The 15,814-nt window shown below is 73.8% G+C and carries 16 protein-coding genes; 11 read left to right on the forward strand and 5 right to left on the reverse strand.

Annotation, left to right across the window (positions count from 1 at the left end; all coding sequences use genetic code 11):
- The first annotated feature begins 25 nt into the window (after positions 1 to 25).
- A complete protein-coding gene (locus tag AB0B97_RS02825; protein ID WP_357490134.1) occupies positions 26 to 532 on the forward strand; it encodes a DUF6584 family protein in 507 nt (168 codons plus the stop codon).
- A 12-nt stretch (positions 533 to 544) separates the two neighbouring features.
- On the opposite strand, the gene AB0B97_RS02830 is transcribed toward AB0B97_RS02825, so the two are convergent.
- On the reverse strand, positions 545 to 934 hold the full coding sequence (locus AB0B97_RS02830; protein WP_357490135.1) for a hypothetical protein: 390 nt from the start codon (positions 932 to 934) through the stop codon (positions 545 to 547).
- Positions 935 to 1,394: 460 nt separating this feature from the next.
- Between AB0B97_RS02830 and AB0B97_RS02835 the strand changes: the two genes are divergently transcribed.
- From AB0B97_RS02835 to AB0B97_RS02850, 4 genes are all read left to right on the forward strand, one after another.
- Positions 1,395 to 2,345, forward strand: a complete 951-nt coding sequence (locus AB0B97_RS02835; protein ID WP_357490136.1) for an SRPBCC family protein — start codon at positions 1,395 to 1,397, stop codon at positions 2,343 to 2,345.
- Between the two features lie 30 nt (positions 2,346 to 2,375).
- On the forward strand, positions 2,376 to 3,548 hold the full coding sequence (locus AB0B97_RS02840) for a zinc-dependent alcohol dehydrogenase (RefSeq protein ID WP_357490138.1): 1,173 nt from the start codon (positions 2,376 to 2,378) through the stop codon (positions 3,546 to 3,548).
- A 79-nt stretch (positions 3,549 to 3,627) separates the two neighbouring features.
- Positions 3,628 to 4,194 (forward strand): GNAT family protein, encoded by a 567-nt coding sequence (locus AB0B97_RS02845; RefSeq protein ID WP_357490139.1) that lies wholly within the window; start codon positions 3,628 to 3,630, stop codon positions 4,192 to 4,194.
- Between the two features lie 133 nt (positions 4,195 to 4,327).
- Complete coding sequence (locus AB0B97_RS02850) at positions 4,328 to 4,714, forward strand: DUF2267 domain-containing protein (protein ID WP_357490141.1); 387 nt, start codon at positions 4,328 to 4,330, stop codon at positions 4,712 to 4,714.
- A gap of 13 nt (positions 4,715 to 4,727) precedes the next feature.
- Here AB0B97_RS02850 and AB0B97_RS02855 read toward each other — a convergent pair whose 3' ends face one another.
- Positions 4,728 to 6,206, reverse strand: a complete 1,479-nt coding sequence (locus tag AB0B97_RS02855) for a glutamate--cysteine ligase (RefSeq protein ID WP_234583634.1) — start codon at positions 6,204 to 6,206, stop codon at positions 4,728 to 4,730.
- Positions 6,207 to 6,369: 163 nt separating this feature from the next.
- Here AB0B97_RS02855 and AB0B97_RS02860 point away from each other — a divergent pair, with 163 nt between their 5' ends.
- The gene (locus AB0B97_RS02860; RefSeq protein ID WP_357490143.1) at positions 6,370 to 6,708 is read left to right on the forward strand and encodes a DUF3817 domain-containing protein; all 339 of its coding nucleotides are present in this window, start codon (positions 6,370 to 6,372) and stop codon (positions 6,706 to 6,708) included.
- A gap of 55 nt (positions 6,709 to 6,763) precedes the next feature.
- On the opposite strand, the gene AB0B97_RS02865 is transcribed toward AB0B97_RS02860, so the two are convergent.
- Complete coding sequence (locus AB0B97_RS02865) at positions 6,764 to 7,624, reverse strand: alpha/beta hydrolase (RefSeq protein ID WP_357490144.1); 861 nt, start codon at positions 7,622 to 7,624, stop codon at positions 6,764 to 6,766.
- A gap of 67 nt (positions 7,625 to 7,691) precedes the next feature.
- A complete protein-coding gene (locus AB0B97_RS02870; protein WP_357490603.1) occupies positions 7,692 to 8,240 on the reverse strand; it encodes a hypothetical protein in 549 nt (182 codons plus the stop codon).
- A gap of 142 nt (positions 8,241 to 8,382) precedes the next feature.
- Here AB0B97_RS02870 and AB0B97_RS02875 point away from each other — a divergent pair, with 142 nt between their 5' ends.
- From AB0B97_RS02875 to AB0B97_RS02885, 3 genes are read left to right on the forward strand one after another with little or no spacing between them, the layout of a single operon-like run.
- Positions 8,383 to 9,507 carry a Vms1/Ankzf1 family peptidyl-tRNA hydrolase gene (locus AB0B97_RS02875; RefSeq protein ID WP_357490145.1) on the forward strand — a complete coding sequence of 375 codons (1,125 nt, stop codon included), beginning with the start codon at positions 8,383 to 8,385 and terminating at the stop codon, positions 9,505 to 9,507.
- Positions 9,500 to 11,254 carry a thiamine pyrophosphate-binding protein gene (locus AB0B97_RS02880; protein ID WP_357490147.1) on the forward strand — a complete coding sequence of 585 codons (1,755 nt, stop codon included), beginning with the start codon at positions 9,500 to 9,502 and terminating at the stop codon, positions 11,252 to 11,254. The genes AB0B97_RS02875 and AB0B97_RS02880 overlap by 8 nt, the downstream gene beginning before the upstream one ends.
- 49 nt (positions 11,255 to 11,303) lie before the next feature.
- Entirely contained in the window at positions 11,304 to 12,410 is a 1,107-nt protein-coding gene (locus AB0B97_RS02885) for an iron-containing redox enzyme family protein (RefSeq protein WP_357490148.1), read from the forward strand.
- Between the two features lie 170 nt (positions 12,411 to 12,580).
- On the opposite strand, the gene AB0B97_RS02890 is transcribed toward AB0B97_RS02885, so the two are convergent.
- On the reverse strand, positions 12,581 to 12,808 hold the full coding sequence (locus AB0B97_RS02890; protein WP_234583627.1) for a CDGSH iron-sulfur domain-containing protein: 228 nt from the start codon (positions 12,806 to 12,808) through the stop codon (positions 12,581 to 12,583).
- Between the two features lie 244 nt (positions 12,809 to 13,052).
- On the opposite strand from AB0B97_RS02890, the gene AB0B97_RS02895 reads away from it, so the two are divergent.
- Complete coding sequence (locus tag AB0B97_RS02895) at positions 13,053 to 14,444, forward strand: hypothetical protein (protein ID WP_357490605.1); 1,392 nt, start codon at positions 13,053 to 13,055, stop codon at positions 14,442 to 14,444.
- 221 nt (positions 14,445 to 14,665) lie between these two features.
- Positions 14,666 to 15,808, forward strand: a complete 1,143-nt coding sequence (locus AB0B97_RS02900; protein ID WP_234583626.1) for a SigB/SigF/SigG family RNA polymerase sigma factor — start codon at positions 14,666 to 14,668, stop codon at positions 15,806 to 15,808.
- Positions 15,809 to 15,814: the final 6 nt, after the last annotated feature.

Consider the following 15,814-nt stretch of genomic DNA (forward strand, 5'->3'; position numbering starts at 1 on the left):
GGGCGTACCGCTCACAATGGCCGCCATGGCGAGAGAGCACGTACTGGCGAGGGTCGAGGCCGACCTGCGGCGTGGGCACGTCCACCCCGCGATGCAGCGGCTGGCGAGCCTGACCGCCGCGCACCCCGACGACCTGGAGCTGCGCTCCCGGCGTGCCGCGCTGTACCGGCAGGTGGGCAACGTCGCCGAGGCCGGTCGGTGGGGTTTCCTCACCGAGGACGCCGACGCGCCGGAGATCGTCGCGTTTGAAAGGGCCTACCCGGGCGCCTGGTCACGTCTGCGCGCGCTGCGGGTGGTCGCCGACCCCACCGACCGGCTCGGTCCGGTGGCGGGCGCGCGGCTCGCCCACCTGGTCGCTCAGGCCGAACGGGAGGGTCCTGCCCCGGTCGTCTGGACCGACCTCGGCCCCCGCTCGGGCGAGCCCGACTCGTGGCACGACGCCCTGGGCTGCCTGGTGACGACCGTGATCGGCCTGGTCCTGGTGGCGCTCACCGTCGTCGGCCTGTTCACCGTGCTGCGCTGGGCCCTGTAGCCGGCGGGCCGGTCAAAGGTCGAAGTCCACCACGACCGGCGCGCGTCGGACCCGCACGGGAGTCGCCGCGTCGAAGTCGGCCGCGTGCCGGTGCCACACCGGCGGGGCGTACGCGCAGTCGCAGCGCAGCCGCACCCGCTGGCCGGGCAGCAGGCGCAGGGCGTAGCCGGTGCCCACGTCGGCCACACCGGCCAGATCACCGGTGGTGGCGTCGAACGCGAGCACCTGGGCGTAGGTCAGCAACTCGTCGACGCGTACCGCACCGCTGACCAGCGTGCCGGCGGGGAGCGCCTGGTCCAGGGTCGCCGTCCGCCCGGCGCGCACGCGCACCGTCCGCGCCTGCTGCCGAGCGCCGGCCCCACCGGACCACACGGTCGCCAGCCCGGCGGCGGCGAACTGCACCGGCCAGTCGTACGGCCCGAGGCCGCTGCGTCGGCCGGCACGAGCGCGGCGCAGGCCCGAGGCGCCGCGGCGCCCGTGGCGGCGTCGCGGACCACGGTGCGGACGCCACCGGGCGCGGGCGCGAACGGCTCGGGGGGACTCGCGAGAGCCGGCGCGGTCGCCTCGACGACCAGCAGGCCGACGACGACTGTGGTGGCCAGCGAACGAAGGAGAGCAGGGCTCATGAGCCCTGACGGTACGGGCGCCCGAGGGATTCGCGTCAGTCGATGTCGCCATGCCGACCCGGCGACTGTGGAAAAAACTCCGCCAGGTCCGGACTTCGCGATCGATGCGGCGCGGTGCGGGGCGTTCTGTCCCGAATCGGTCTCGCGGGGTGGGCGTACCGCATAGCGTCACGGAGGCGGACCCACCGCCGAGGCGCCGCGCGTCGGCGGGCACGGCCCCGCGGAAGGAACCCGACATGGATCGAGTCGAGACGGTGCTCCTGCCGGAGCTGGACGGGCCGGTCCCGACGACCCTGCCGAGGGCGCTGGGCCTGTTGAGCCTGGCCCTGGGCGTGGGCGCGCTGGCCGTACCCCGGTCCCTCGCGCGACTGACCGGGGTGGACGACTCCCCGGCGGCGCAGGCGGTCATCCCGGCCGTCGGCGCACGCGAGCTGGTGCACGCCGCCGGTCTGCTCGGCGGCCGCCGCCCCGCCGGCTGGGCGTGGACGCGGGTGGCCGGTGACGCGCTCGACCTCACCCTGCTGGGCCGGGCGATGGCCGACCGTCGGGGTGAACGCCGACGCCGCCTGGCGTTGACGACCGCCGCGATCGCCGGCATCACCGCCCTGGACACGGCAGTCGCCATCGGCGCCGGCCGGGCGCGACGGGCCCGCGCCCGGGTGATCCGGATGGAGATCGCGGTGACCGTGAACCGGTCGCCCGCGGAGGCGTACCGGTTCTGGCGCGACGTGGAGAACCTGCCGAAGTTCATGGCGCACCTGGAGTCGGTACGCGCCGACGACCTGCGCCGCTCCCACTGGGTCGCGCGCGGCCCGGCCGGTCGCCACATCGAGTGGGACGCCGAGATCATCGACGACCAGCCGAACAGGTCCCTCACCTGGCGCTCGCTGCCGGGCGCCCGGGTCGCCAACGCCGGGCGGGTCCGGTTCGTGCCCGCCCCGGGTGACCGGGGCACCGAGGTGCGGGTGCAACTGCGCTACGCGCCCCCGGCCGGCGCACTGGGCCGGGCGGTGGCCAAGCTCTTCGGTGAGGAGCCCGAGCAGCAGGTCCGCGACGACCTGCGCCGGTTCAAGCAGGTGCTGGAGGCCGGCGAGGTGGTCCGCTCCGAGGGCAGCCCGAACGGCACCTCCGTACGCCAGCAGGCCATGCAGCGGCCCGCGCAGCCGCTGCCGACGTCCCGTCGCTGACCGCCCACGCCTTCGAAAGGGATCCCAGAGATGAAGGCCACCGCCTGGATGGGCACCGACAGCGTCAAGGTGATCGACGTGCCCGACCCGACGATCATGAATGCCCGCGACGCGATCGTGAAGATCAGCACCACCGCGATCTGCGGCTCCGACCTGCACCTCTACCACGGCTACATCCCGGCCATGCGCAAGGGAGACATCCTCGGCCACGAGTTCATGGGCGAGGTGGTCGAGGTGGGCCCGCAGGTGCGCAACCTCAAGCCCGGTGACCGGGTGGTGGTGCCCTTCCCGATCGCCTGTGGGCACTGCTCGTCGTGCCAGCGGGGCCTGTACTCGGTGTGCGAGAACTCCAACCCCAACGCCGGCATCGCCGAGAAGGTCATGGGCCACTCGCCGGCCGGCATCTTCGGCTACTCCCACCTCCTGGGCGGGTACGCGGGCGGTCAGGCCGAGTACGCCCGGGTGCCGTTCGCCGACGTCGGCCCGCTCAAGGTGCCCGACGACATCCCCGACGACCAGGCGGTCACGCTCGCCGACGTCTTCCCGACCGGCTACATGGGCGCCGAGATGTGCGACATCAAACCGGGGCAGGTCATCGCGGTCTGGGGCGCGGGACCGGTCGGGCTGCTCGCCGCCGCCAGCGCCCGGCTGCTCGGCGCGGAGCGCGTGATCGTCATCGACCGGCTCCCGTACCGGCTGCGGCTCGCCGAGGAGCGCGCCGGCGCCGAGACGATCAACTACGAGCAGGCCGACGTGCTCGACACCCTCAACGAGATGACCGCCGGTCGGGGGCCGGACGCGTGCATCGACGCGGTAGGCCTGGAGGGCCACCACGGCAACGCGGCCCTGTACGCGTACGACCGGGCCAAGCAGGCCACGCGGACCGAGACGGAACGCCCGTTCGCGCTGCGCGAGGCGATCCTGGCCTGCCGCTCCGGCGGGGTCGTGTCGGTCATCGGCGCGTACGGGGGACTCGTCGACAAGTTCCCGATGGGCGCGTTCATGAACCGGTCACTGATCATGCGGACCGGCCAGTGTCACGTGCAGCGCTACACCCGGCCACTGTTGGAGCGCATCCAGCGCGGCGAGATCGACCCGAGCTTCATCGTCAGCCACCGCCTGCCGCTGCGCGACGCACCGAAGGGCTACAAGATCTTCCAGAAGAAGCAGGACGACTGCACGAAGGTGCTGCTGAAGGTCTGAGCGTCGGCCGGCAGGCGGGGCGCTCGCCGGACGGCCGGACGCCCCCACCAGCGGAGCGCCTGCGGCTAGCGTGTCGACGATGGAGAGTGTGGACACGTCGACACCGACGACGGACGACACAGGCGTTCGGCTGCGGCCCGTGGGCGAGCCCGACCTGGCGATGCTGCGGCGGTTCTGCGTCGAGCCCGGGCTGATCGGCCTCGACTGGGCCGGCTTTCGTGACCCGGGCGCACCGGCGCGGCGCTTCGCCGTCGACGGTTGGCTGGGCGCCGACGACGGTCGTCTCGTCGTCGAGGTGGAGCAGGATCAGGCCGCCGGGATCGTCAGCTACACGTCCAGGCGGTACTCGGGGTCGGCGTCGTACTGGGAGATCGGGATCGTGCTGCTCCCCGAGTGGCGGGGGAGGGGCATCGGCTGGCGAGCCCAGGCGCTGCTCTGCGACTACCTGTTCACCCACACCCCGGCGCACCGCATCCAGGCCGGCACCCACCCGGAGAACGTCGCCGAGCAGCGGGCGCTGCAGAAGGCCGGCTTCCAGTTGGAGGGTGTCGTGCGGGCCTGCGAGTTCCGGGCCGGCGCCTGGCGCGACGGCTATCTCTACAGCCGGCTGCGCGACGATCCGCCGCCCGCGGCGCTCGCCGGCTGATTCCGGTCCACCGCCACCCAGGCGTCTCGGCACCGGACACCGCGCCACCCCGTTTGTGCCCGGCCAGCCGGGGAAACCGCCCCGTTCGCCCGGCGGGCCGCACGGCCGGCCGAGCCGACGGAAGGAGCGGGTCATGGAGTACGACCAGATGATCGCCACGGTACGCCAGCGCGCGGGCCTCGGGGAGAACGAGGCCGTACGGTCCGTACAGGCCGTCCTGTCGGTGCTCGGTGAACGGCTCGCCGGACAGGAGGCCGACCACCTGGCAGCACAGCTACCGGATCGGCTGGACACGTCGGTCACCCGCAACCCGCAGGGCCGCCGGTGGGACATCGGTGAGTTCCTCAAGCACGTCGGTGACCGGGAGCAGGTCGCGAACCCGGACCAGGTGCGTCAACACGCTCAGGCGGTGCTGCGGACCGTCGCCGAGGCCCTCAACGACGACGAGCGACAGGACCTGCTCGCCCAACTGCCGGGCGGCATCACCGACCTGTTCGGCGTGCCGACACCGCGCGGCTGACCGTCGCCCCGCTTCAGGGGATCGGCCACTCGTGCACCGGCCGGTTGCTGTGCATCAGCGTCACGTAGTGCCGGACCACCTCGCGCAGCGCCTCCGGCCGGTCCAGGTGATCGGCGGACTCCAACCGGTGCAGCGTCTCCACCTGCCAGGTCGCGCCGTTGCGGCTGGTCAGGCACCGCTGCTCGATGATGCCCAGCAGCCGGTCACGCTCGGCCGGGTCGAGGCCCCACCGGTCCAGGCCGTGGTGCGCCATCGGCAGCAGCCGGCGCAGCACCAGCTCGGTGACCGGCAGGTAACCCAGGCCGGGCCAGAAGACCTGCGCGTCGATGCCGTGCCGGGCGCAACTGGTGAAGTTCTCCTCGGCGGCGCTGAACGACATCTGTGACCACAGTGGGCGGTCCGACTCGGCCAGGGCGCGGACCAGTCCGAAGTAGAAGGCGCCATTGGCGATGGTGTCCAGCACGGTCGGCCCGGCCGGCAGCACCCGGTTCTCGACGCGCAGGTGCGGCCGGCCGCGCGACACGTCGTACACCGGGCGGTTCCAGCGGTAGATCGTGCCGTTGTGCAGCCGCAGCTCGGCCAGGTTGGGCACCTCGCCGGCCGCGAGGGTCTGCGCCGGGTCCTGCGGGTCGCACACCGGCAGCAGCGCCGGGAAGTAGCGGACGTTCTCCTCGAACAGATCGAACACGCTGGTGATCCACCGCTCGCCGAACCACACTCTGGGGCGTACGCCCTGGGCTTTGATCTCTTCCGGCCGGGTGTCGGTGGCCTGCTGGAACAGCGGGATGCGGGTCTCGCGCCACAACTCCCTGCCGAAGAACAGCGGCGCGTTCGCGCCCAACGCCACCTGGATGCCCGCGACCACCTGGGCGGCGTTCCAGTAGTCGGCGAACTGCGCCGGGCTGACCTGCAGGTGGAACTGGGTGCTCGTGCAGGCCGCCTCCGGGGTGATCGTGTCGGCGGTGACCGCCAGGCGTTCCACCCCGCTGATGGCGATCGGCAGGTCCTCACCCCGGGCGGCGAAGATCTGCTCGTTGAGCAGCTTGTAGCGCGGGTTCGCCGAGAGCGTCTCGGCGGTCAGGTGTTCGGGGCGCAACGTCGGCAGGATGCCGATCATGACCATGTGCGCGCCGATCGCGCGCGCCTTCTCCTCGGCGGCGTTGAGGCTGGCCCGCACGTGCTCCTCGAAGTCGGCGGTGCCGGTGCCGGTCAGCCGCCGCGGCGGCACGTTGATCTCGATGTTGAACTGGCCCAGCTCCGTCTGAAAGCTCGGATCCTCGATGGCCGCCAACACGTCGGCGTTGCGCATCGCCGGGTTCGACGCCTCATCGACGAGGTTCAGCTCGATCTCCAGCCCGGTCATCGGCCGGTCGATGTCGAACCGCGACTCGCGCAACATCTCGGCGAAGACGTCCAGGCAGTTGCGCACCTTCTCGCGGTAACGCGCCCGGTCCTCCCGACTGAAGGTCCGTACGCCGACATCCTCGCCCATGGTCACCACCCTGTCACCGCTGGTCCCCCCAAACCTCGCACGGAGTCGGCGGGCGGGGGAAGACCCGAGGGTTCTTTCCTACCCAGTAGCGGGCCCCGTGACCCCTGTCGCACGCTGCGTGGTCGGCGCGGGCGCGAACGGCCGGCACCGCTAGCATTGCCGGATGCGCGAGAAGGTGACCCGGCTGTTCGTCGCGGCGGCGATCGCCGAGGCCTGCTCCTGGCTGGCCCTGCTGGTCGGGATGGCCGTCAAGTACGGCCCGCCCGGCAATGAGCTGGGCGTCAAGATCTTCGGCCCGATCCACGGCGGCCTGTTCGTCGCGTACGGGCTGCTGGTGCTCGCGGTGGCCCGGCTGCGCCGCTGGAGCCTGCCGGTGAGCGTCGTGGCGCTGGCCTGCGCCGTGCCGCCGTTCGCCACCGTGATCTTCGAGCGCTGGGCACACCGCCGGGGCCTGCTCGGCAGCGTCGACCAGCCGACCCGCGAGCCCACGCCCGTCGGCTGACCCGCCGCCGAACCCGCGCGCTGGGGCGGGAGCCACGCCGGGTGCGGGCCCCCGCTCACTCCGTCAGGAAGTCGGCGAGCAGAGCGGCGAGCGCCTCCGGCGCCTCCTCGGCCATGTGGTGACCCGAGTCGACCGACGCCGCCCGTACGTCGTCGGCCCACTCCCGCCAGATGGCCGCCGGGTCGCCGTGCAACTCCACCATGTCGTCGCGCTCGGACCAGACGAACAGGACCGGGCAGCCGATCCTGTGCCCGGCCGCCCGGTCCGCGTCGTCGGCCGCGCGATCCGGCCCGAGCCCCGCGCGGTAGTCCTCGCACATTGCGTGCACGGTCGCCGGGTCGTGGATCGCTCGGTGGTAGTCCTCGTACGCCTCCTCGCCCATCTCGGCGGGGTCACCCCCGTACCAGGCGTCCGGATCGGCGTTGATCACCCGTTCCGCCGGCTTGTCGGTCTGCCCCAGGAAGAACCAGTGCCACCAGCGAGCGGCGAACCGGGCATCGCAGGTGCGCAGCGCCTCGCCGATCGGCACCCCGTCGAGCACGCCCAGGCGACTGACCCGATCCGGGTGGTCCAGCGCGGTGCGCATCGCCGCGTACGAGCCTCGGTCGTGGCCGACCACGGCGGCGCGCTCGTGGCCCAGCGCGTCGAGCAGCGCCACCACGTCGCGGGCCATGGCCCGCTTGGCGTACGCGGAGTGGTCGGGGGTGTCGGCCAGTTTCGTCGAACGGCCGTAGCCGCGCAGGTCCGGGCAGATGACGGTGTGCCGCCGGGCGAGCAACGGCGCCACCCGGTGCCAGGTGGCGTGGGTACGGGGATGCCCGTGCAGCAGCACGACGGGCGGGCCGGAGCCGCCGTGGCGGACCCGAAGGCGTACCGGACCAACGTCGATCTCGTCGAGGGTGAAGCCGGGAAACATGCCGGTGCCGGTGCCCGCCCGTCGCGGCCCGGAAACCCTCCGCGGGAGGGGGGCCGTCCCCCGACGCTCAGGTCAGCGCGGAACAGGCCACCACACCGGCCAGCAGTAGAGCGCCGATCATCGCCTGCAACAGCAGCGGCGGCCCCAGGTGCGACCAGAGCGTCGCGGTACGCGGCGTGAGCAACTGCCCGGTGGTGAGGTTGACGATCCGCTCGATGCGCGGCGGCAACTCCGGATCCCGCTGCGGGCGCAGGGTGAGCTGCACCTGGTCGGCCGGGTGCAGCGCGCTCTGCGGCAGGTGCCCGTGCAGCTCCACCTCGCAGAGCTGACCTGCGGTGTTGCGCAGGCGCACCGGGGTGACCAGGTATTCCGGGCCCTGCTTCAGCTCCTTCCAGCGCCGCCGGGTGCCGCCGCCGCCGAATGAGAAGAGCGCGCGCAGCAGCAGGGCGGGCAGCCGGGCGAACGCCGCCGCGGCGAGCACCGCGACCAGCACCGGTTGGCCGACGCGTATCTCGCGGGTGTAGCCATCGAGCAGGCGGACCAGCCGCCCGGTGACGATCCGCTCCGTCGGGTGCACGATCCGTCGGGTATCGAGTCCGCTGTCCATCCCCACCACCGAGAGTCCGCTTGTGTTCACTGATCGTATCGATGTCCCCGGTTGAACGACGTGAATGAAACCTGGTCACGGGCTCACGGCCACGAGGTGACATCCCGGGCGAGCAGGGTAAGCGGGGGGCCGAGCTGGAAAGGGGTCGAGCATGCAGCTGTCCTTCCTGCGCCCGCTCTACGACCGACCCGGGCCGTGGTGCTCGGTGTACCTGGACGCCTCCGCGGACACGGAGGACGCCCACCCGGCACTGGACCTGCGCTGGCGCGCACTGGAACGGAGCCTTGCCGAACAGGGGGCCGACGAGGCGAGCATCGCCGCGTTGGACCGGGTGATCCGGGGTCACGACCCGATGGTCGGGGACTACGGCCTCGCCGTCTTCGCCAGCCACGGGCGGGTGGCGCTCTCCGAGTACCTGTCCGCGCCACCGCTGCGCGACCTGGCCAGTTTCGGGCCGTTGCCGCACGTGATGCCGCTGCTCGCCCAGCGCGGCGAGCAGGTGGCCTGGGTCCGGGTCGTGGCCGACCGCACCGGCGGCGACGCGATGGCGGTCAGCGCGGGCGGGGTGCCCCGACGGGCGCACGTCGCCGGCCGGGACAGCTTCCCGCTGCGGCGCGTCCAGCCCGGCGGGTGGTCCCAGTCGCGCTACCAGCGGGCCGCCATGGAGGCGTGGCACCAGAACGCCGGCGACGTGACCGCCGCGACGGTGGAGCTGGCCGACAAGGTGGGCGCCGACGTCGTGGTGGTGGCCGGTGACGTCCGGGCCACCGGGATGATCGCCGCCCAGATGCCGGAGCGCTGGCAGGACCTGGTCGTCCGCACGGACGCCGGATCCCGGGCCGGCGGCGCCGACCAGACCATGCTGGACGACCTCACCGTGCAGACCATCGCGGAGGTCGCCGACCAGCGGATCACCGCCGCGCTGGACCGGTTCGGCGTGCAGGAGGACGTCGGCGCCGGCCTCGACGCGGTCGTCTCCGCCCTGCAACGCAACCAGGTCGACACCATGATCATCGTCGACGACCCGTCGGCCAACGGCGAGCTGTGGATCGGCCCCGAGCCGACCGAGATCGCCGTCGACCCGACCCAGCTCAGCGCGATGTCGGTCGACGACCCGCAGCGGGTACGCGCCGACGCGGCGCTGGTCCGGGCGCTGGTCGGCACCGACGCGGCGTTGACGGTGCTCGGCGCGGACGAGGCGCCCCAGCTCACCGACGGCGTCGGCGCGGTGCTGCGCTACGTCGACGAGGGCACCCCGGGGCGCGGCAATGGCTGAGCGCCGCGTCGCGGACCTGGTGGTGGAGCGGCTGCGCGCCTGGCGGGTCCCGCGCGCCTTCGGCTTTCCCGGCGCGGCGATCGCCCCGCTGGTCGAGGCGCTGGACCGCTCCGGAGGCGACCCGGCGTTCATCCCGGCCCGCCACGAGGAGACCGCCTCGTTCATGGCCACCGGGCACGCCAAGTTCACCGGCGGCATCGGGGTCTGCCTGGCCACCCAGGGGCCCAGCGCGGTGCAACTGCTCAACGGTCTCTACGACGCGAAGCTGGACAGCAAACCGGTCGTGGCGATCGTCGGCGAGGACGTCACCGGCCCCCTGGGCGGCGCGCACCAGCAGATCGGGTTGAGCCGGCTCTTCGGCGACGTGTGCAACCAGTTCGTGCAGTACGGCCGCAGCCCGGAGAGCGTGCCGGCGCTGCTGGACCAGGCGTTCCGCACCGCGGCGGCGACGCGCAGCCCGACCTGTGTGGTGCTGCCCCGGCACCTGCAGGAGGCAGTGGTGCCCGACCTGGGCACCCACGCGGTCGGCGTGATCACAGCGACTCCCGGCGAACCGCTGGCCCGGGTGCTGCCGCACGAGGTGGACCTCGACGCCGCCGCGCAGGTCCTCGGCAACGGCCAGCGCACCGCCATCCTGGTGGGACAGGGGGGCCGGGGCGCCGCCGCCGAGATCGTCGAACTGGCCGACCGGCTCGGCGCCGGGGTGGCCACCTCGCTGCTGGGCAAGCCGGTCCTCGACGAGCGGCTGCCGTTTCACGCCGGGGTGCTGGGCGAGGTCGGCACGCCGGCGGCCGCCGAGCTGATGGGCGGCTGCGACACGCTTCTGCTGGTCGGCACCAACGACCCGTGGACCGACTACTTCCCGATGCCCGATCAGGCCCGCACCGTGCAGATCGACATCGACGGCACCCGCATCGGCAGCCGGTACCCGGCCGACGTGCCCCTGGTCGGGGACGCGGCCGAGACGCTGCGCGCGCTGCTGGCCCGGGTGCCGTCGCGGCCCCACCAGCAGTGGCGTGCCACGGTGGAGAGCGCCGTCGACCGCTGGCGGGCGACCGCCGCCGACCGGGCCGCCGCGCCCGCCGACCCGATCAACCCGCAGCTCGTGCTCCAGGAGCTCTCCACCCGGGTGCCGCAGACCGGGTCGGTAGCTGTCGACGTCGGCTCGGTCCTCTACTGGTACGCCCGGCACCTCGTCCTGCCGCCCGGGGTGAACGCGCAACTGTGCGGCACCCTCGGCTCGTTGGGCTGCGCCCTGCCGTACTCCGTGGCCGCCAAACTCGCCGCACCCGACCGGCCGGTGATCGCCCTGCTCGGCGACGGGGCCATGCAGCTCAACGGCCTCGCCGAGCTGATCACCGTGTCGCACCACTGGCAGCGGTGGGCCGACCCACGGTTGGTGGTCCTCGTGCTCAACAACCGCGACCAGAACGGCATGGGCGGCGGCCGGGCGCCGTCGTCCGACCCCACCCGCCGCCGCCCGGACGTGCCGTACGCCGGCTGGGCCCGCCTGCTCGGGCTGCACGGTGTCCGGGTGGACCGCCCGGAACTGGTCGGCGCCGCCTGGGACGAGGCGCTCGCCGCGGACCGCCCGTGCGTCCTGGAAGCGGTGGTCGACCCGGCGGTGTCGTTGGCGCCGCCGGAGCCGGCCTTCGCCGACCTGCGCGGACTGTACGCCGACGGGGAACCGGCCCGGCGGGTACGCGAGCAGGTCGAGCAGGCGGTGGCCGTCGAGGATCTCGTTTAGGCGTACCTCACCAGGGCATCAGTAGCGGCCCGACGACGCTGGAGGTCACATGCTGGAGCCCGCCGACCGCCGCTACGGTCCTGCGCCCCTGCCGCAGCCGCGCGGCCCACTGTCCGTGGCGGTGACCGACGCGCTGCGGCAGCCGCCGCACGACCTGCCTCCCGACCTGGGCGCCGACCTGGACCCGGCGGACGCGTTCAGCGACGAGGACCTGCAACTGACCCTGTTCCTCTGCTACGAGCTGCACTACCGCGGCTGGAGCGGGGTGGACGAGAGCTGGGAGTGGCAGCCCACCCTGCTGGCCCTGCGGGCCCGCGTCGAGCGGCCCTTCGAGGCGGCTCTGCGTCGGCTGGCCGGCGCCCCGGCGGTACCGGCCGGCGGTGTCGCTGCCGGGCTGGGCGAGCTGGTCGCGGCCGACGACGGGCCGCCGCTGGCCGCCACGCTCCAGCGGCACGCCGACCTCGCCCAGTTCCGCGAGTTCGTCGCCCACCGCTCCGTCTACCACCTGCGCGAGGCGGACCCGCACAGTTGGGCGCTGCCCCGGCTCGGCGGTCCCGCCAAGGCCGCCCTCGTCGAGATCCAGACCGACGAGTACGGCAACGGCCGGCTGGACCGGATGCACTCCGAGCTGTTCCGGCGCACCCTCGACCGGTTGGGTATGGACACCGGCTACGGCGCCCACCTGGACGCGGTGCCCGCGGTGACGCTGGCGACGAACAACCTGATGTCGCTGTTCGGGCTGCACCGACGGCTGCGCGGCGCGCTGCTCGGGCACCTGGCGGCCTTCGAGATGACCTCGTCCCTGCCGAACCGCCGCTACGGCAACGGCCTGCGCCGGCTCGGCCTGGACGAGGTGGCGACCCGCTTCTACGACGAGCACGTGGAGGCCGACGCGGTGCACGAGCAGATCGCCGCGCACGACCTGTGCGGCGGCCTGGTCCGTACCGAGCCGGCGCTCGCCTCGGACGTGCTCTTCGGCGCGGCGGCGGCGCTCGCGGTGGACCGGCTGTTCGCGGCGCACCTGCTGGACAGTTGGGCCGCCGGCCGCAGCTCACTGCGGTCACCCGCGCCGCCGTCCCCGCCACCAACCGTCCCGCTCGTCGGGCCGACCCCGGTGACCCCTGTCGTCCCGCTGGCGCCGAGCGTGCTGGTCTGACCCGACCCGACCCGACCCGACCCGACCTGACCCGACCCGAACCGCCGGCCGGGCGGGCGGGTCCGCCCGGTCCAGTTCCGTCCTTTGCTCTGCTTCCGCCCAGGCGACAGTGACGGACCCTTTCCGTTGCGTCGGTGGAAGCAGAGCAAAGGGGCCGAGCGAGGGTGGGTTCACCCCTCGCGGGCGACGCCCGCGCGGAAGTTGATCACCTTGTGGGTGCCGTCGCAGAACGGCTTGAGCGCCGACTTGCCGCACCGGCACAGGGCGACGGTGCCCCGGCGCGCGTCGATCCGCTCACCGTCCGGAGTGAGCAGGGCGAAGTCGCCGCGGACCAGCAGCGGGCCGTCCTCGTACGGGGTGATCGTGGCGGCGGACTCGCCGGTGTCCTCGGTGCGCATGAGCCCGGAAGTGCCCGCCCCGGCCGCGACGAAACCCGTGCGGGCGTCCGGGGTCCCTCAGGTCCGATCGTCCCCGCCGGCCCGCTCAAGCCGCCCGGAGCCGATCGTCGCCGAACGGCGTTGACCTGTGGATTGGTGCCGCCGGGTGGGTGATGCCCCGTTTGAACCCCATCGGGACGGGAAGCCGGGCCGCGTGGTGAGCGAACGAGGCAAGGTGGGCCCGGTGCACAAGGTGCACAAGGGGCTGACGGCCGACGGCGCCGGTCTGGCCGGCGACCGGGTCGTGGCCCAGGGCAGCGCCGCCCGGGTGCTGGTCGCCGCCACCGCCCGGGCGTTGCGTGGCGCGGACTGCGCCGACCTCGGGCACACCGGGCCCACGTCGCGGTTCCCGGGCGCCCCGGAGCCGGTACGCCGCGCCGCGGTGAGCCGGGCCGCCGGGCGGGTCGCCCTCACCGTCGAGCAGGTCGGTGAGGTGGACGCGGCCCGGGTCGCCCGCTGGTTCGTCGACCAGTACCCGCGCCGGAGCTACCCCGGCGTGCTCATCGGCTCGCCGCACGGTGCGGCCGCCCACCTCGCGGTGGCCCTGGGGGTGCCGTGGCTGCCCGCCGGCTTCGAGATGACCGCGCACTGGAGCGACGGCGCCGTGGACCGCCCGGAGGCGGCGCTGGAGCACGGCGGCGCGCTCGCCGAACGGCTGCTCGCCGGCAACCCCGACGTGCACCTGCGCCAGGTGCACTGCCCGGCCAGCCGAGGGCCGCTGACCGGGGCCACCGTGTCGCTGGCCGCCCGCTGGAAGGCGCTGCCGGCCGCGTACGCGCAGTTCCTGACCGACCGGCTGAGCGCGGGCGCCCCGATACTGCTGGTCCGCGACGCGCGCACGTGGCCGGTGGTGGAGCGCGGCGCCGGGCACAGCTTCCAGGTCGGCTGCCCGGCCAGCGGGCTGGACCCGGTGGACTTCCACCCCGACAGCCACGCCCTACGGCAGGTCCTGCGCGCCGTGGGCGGGGACGCGACCCGGTGGACGCCGCCGGAGGTGTCGGCGCCGTCGGGCGACGCCGAGCACGGCGTGGACCCGGACTTCGAGCGGACCACGCGGGACTGGGCCGCGGCCCGGCAGCATCCGCTGCACCGCGTCCTGACGCCCCGGCCGGCGGCGCTGAGCGCGGGCGTGGCCGACCTGTACCGGCGGTGGCTGCGGGCCGCCGGCAAGACCGGTGACCGGTTGGTGGTGGAGTGTGGGCGGCTGCTCGATCCGTGGCAGGTGGTACGGGCGGGGCTGGTGCCGTACTGGTGTGAGAACGCCACCCGGCGCAGCGTCGACGAGGCCGAGTGGTGGCTGGCCGGCAGCGAGACGTTCAGCTCGGTGGACGTCCTGCCCGAGCCTCCCGGGATGCGCTCGCCCGCCCTGGCCGGGCTGCCGCAGTGGCTGGCCGTCGCGGGCTTCGGCCGGCGGCGGCGGGCGCTGGACCGGACCTCCGCCCGGGGCTATCCGGTGACGTCCGTGCCGACCCGCCGGGCCACCGAGGTCCTGCGCGCCCAGCCGTACGACCTGCCCGCTCCGCCCCCGCTGGGGGCCGCTGAGGCCCTGTCGGTGCTCCGCGAGAGCGGCGGCCACCAGGGGTTGCTCGTCTCCTGAGGGGAGCACGCCGAAACTTCCTCGCGAACCCGGGGTCCCGTGATTGAGTACCTACGGAGCGGGAACATCGCTGGCTGCGACGGCCTGATTGCGCCGCGTAGAGGCGTTGTCGCCCGCTGGCATCCCAGTCACTGACCCACTTTCCGGCCCGGTGCGTGGCCCGACCACGCGCACGACCGGTTTCCCGATCCGGGCGGGGGACCTTCCTGAGGGAGGCGCGGATGTTCGGACAGACGAGCACGACCACGACCACACCACCACCCACCGAGCGTGGTCTGGAGGACCTGGACGCGGCGGCGCTGGCGTACGCGGCCCGGATCGAGGGGCTGCCGCCGGAGCGGCGGGGGGAGGCGCGCGACGACCTGGTGCGCTTCGCGCTGCCGTTCGCCGGGCGACTGGCCCGCCGGTACCGCGGCCGGGGGGAGCCGCTGGAGGACCTGGAGCAGGTGGCCCGCCTCGGGCTGGTCAACGCCGTCGACCGGTACGACCCGGAACGGGGTTCGTTCACCGCGTACGCGGCGATCACCATCGTCGGGGAGATCAAACGGCACTTCCGGGACCGCACCTGGGGCGTGCACGTGCCCCGGCGGCTGCGCGACCTGATCCTGGAGGTGGGCCAGGCCACCGCCGCGCTGACCAGCGAGCTGTCCCGGGCGCCGTCGGTGGCCGAGCTGTCGGCCCGCTTGGAGACGCCGCAGGAGGAGATCCTCGCGGCGCTGGAGTCGGCGGCCGGCTACAGCCCGGCGTCACTGAACGCGCCGGTCGGCGGGGAGAGTTCCGCGGAGTTCGGTGACCTGGTCGGCGAGTCGGACAACGCGCTGGAATCGGTCGACGACCGGGTGACGGTGAGCGGCCTGCTGCACCGGCTGCCCTGGCGCGAACGCCGCATCCTCGCCATGCGCTTCTACGGCAACCAGACCCAGGCGGAGATCGCCGCCCGGTTCGGCATCTCGCAGATGCACGTCTCCCGGCTGCTGTCGCGGGCGCTGACCTGGCTGCGGCAGGCCATGCTCGCCGACGCGCCACCGCCCTGGCAGAACGGCGCCGCCGAACCGGACCCGGGCAAGACCCGCATCTCGGTGCGGCAGAACGGCGACGGGGTCGTCGTCGAGGTCGGCGGCGAGGTGGACCGGGACGGCGCGGACCAGTTGCGCCGCGCGATGCTGGAGGCCGTCAACGGCCAACCGAGCGAGGTCGTCGTCGACCTGGTCGGCGCGGGTGGCTTCGACGCCGGCGGAATCGCCGCGCTGATGGCGGGACACGAGGCGGCCGAGCGCACCGGCGTGCCGCTGCGGCTGACCCGGGTGCAGCCCGCGGTGCGTCGCTCGCTCACCGCCGCCGGCCTGGCGCCCGCCCGGGACTGACCGGCC

This window comes from Micromonospora sp. NPDC049004 (genome assembly GCF_040649315.1).
Classification (GTDB): Bacteria; Actinomycetota; Actinomycetes; order Mycobacteriales; family Micromonosporaceae; genus Micromonospora.

Excerpts from the sequence above, each read along its gene's own strand:
- AB0B97_RS02825 (WP_357490134.1), top strand. The coding sequence starts at position 26 with ATGGCGAGAGAGCACGTACTGGCGAGGGTCGAGGCCGACCTGCGGCGT.
- AB0B97_RS02835 (WP_357490136.1), top strand. The coding sequence starts at position 1,395 with ATGGATCGAGTCGAGACGGTGCTCCTGCCGGAGCTGGACGGGCCGGTC.
- AB0B97_RS02840 (WP_357490138.1), top strand. The coding sequence starts at position 2,376 with ATGAAGGCCACCGCCTGGATGGGCACCGACAGCGTCAAGGTGATCGAC.
- AB0B97_RS02845 (WP_357490139.1), top strand. The coding sequence starts at position 3,628 with ATGGAGAGTGTGGACACGTCGACACCGACGACGGACGACACAGGCGTT.
- AB0B97_RS02850 (WP_357490141.1), top strand. The coding sequence starts at position 4,328 with ATGGAGTACGACCAGATGATCGCCACGGTACGCCAGCGCGCGGGCCTC.
- AB0B97_RS02855 (WP_234583634.1), bottom strand. The coding sequence starts at position 6,206 with ATGGGCGAGGATGTCGGCGTACGGACCTTCAGTCGGGAGGACCGGGCG.
- AB0B97_RS02860 (WP_357490143.1), top strand. The coding sequence starts at position 6,370 with ATGCGCGAGAAGGTGACCCGGCTGTTCGTCGCGGCGGCGATCGCCGAG.
- AB0B97_RS02865 (WP_357490144.1), bottom strand. The coding sequence starts at position 7,624 with ATGTTTCCCGGCTTCACCCTCGACGAGATCGACGTTGGTCCGGTACGC.
- AB0B97_RS02875 (WP_357490145.1), top strand. The coding sequence starts at position 8,383 with ATGCAGCTGTCCTTCCTGCGCCCGCTCTACGACCGACCCGGGCCGTGG.
- AB0B97_RS02880 (WP_357490147.1), top strand. The coding sequence starts at position 9,500 with ATGGCTGAGCGCCGCGTCGCGGACCTGGTGGTGGAGCGGCTGCGCGCC.
- AB0B97_RS02885 (WP_357490148.1), top strand. The coding sequence starts at position 11,304 with ATGCTGGAGCCCGCCGACCGCCGCTACGGTCCTGCGCCCCTGCCGCAG.
- AB0B97_RS02890 (WP_234583627.1), bottom strand. The coding sequence starts at position 12,808 with ATGCGCACCGAGGACACCGGCGAGTCCGCCGCCACGATCACCCCGTAC.
- AB0B97_RS02900 (WP_234583626.1), top strand. The coding sequence starts at position 14,666 with ATGTTCGGACAGACGAGCACGACCACGACCACACCACCACCCACCGAG.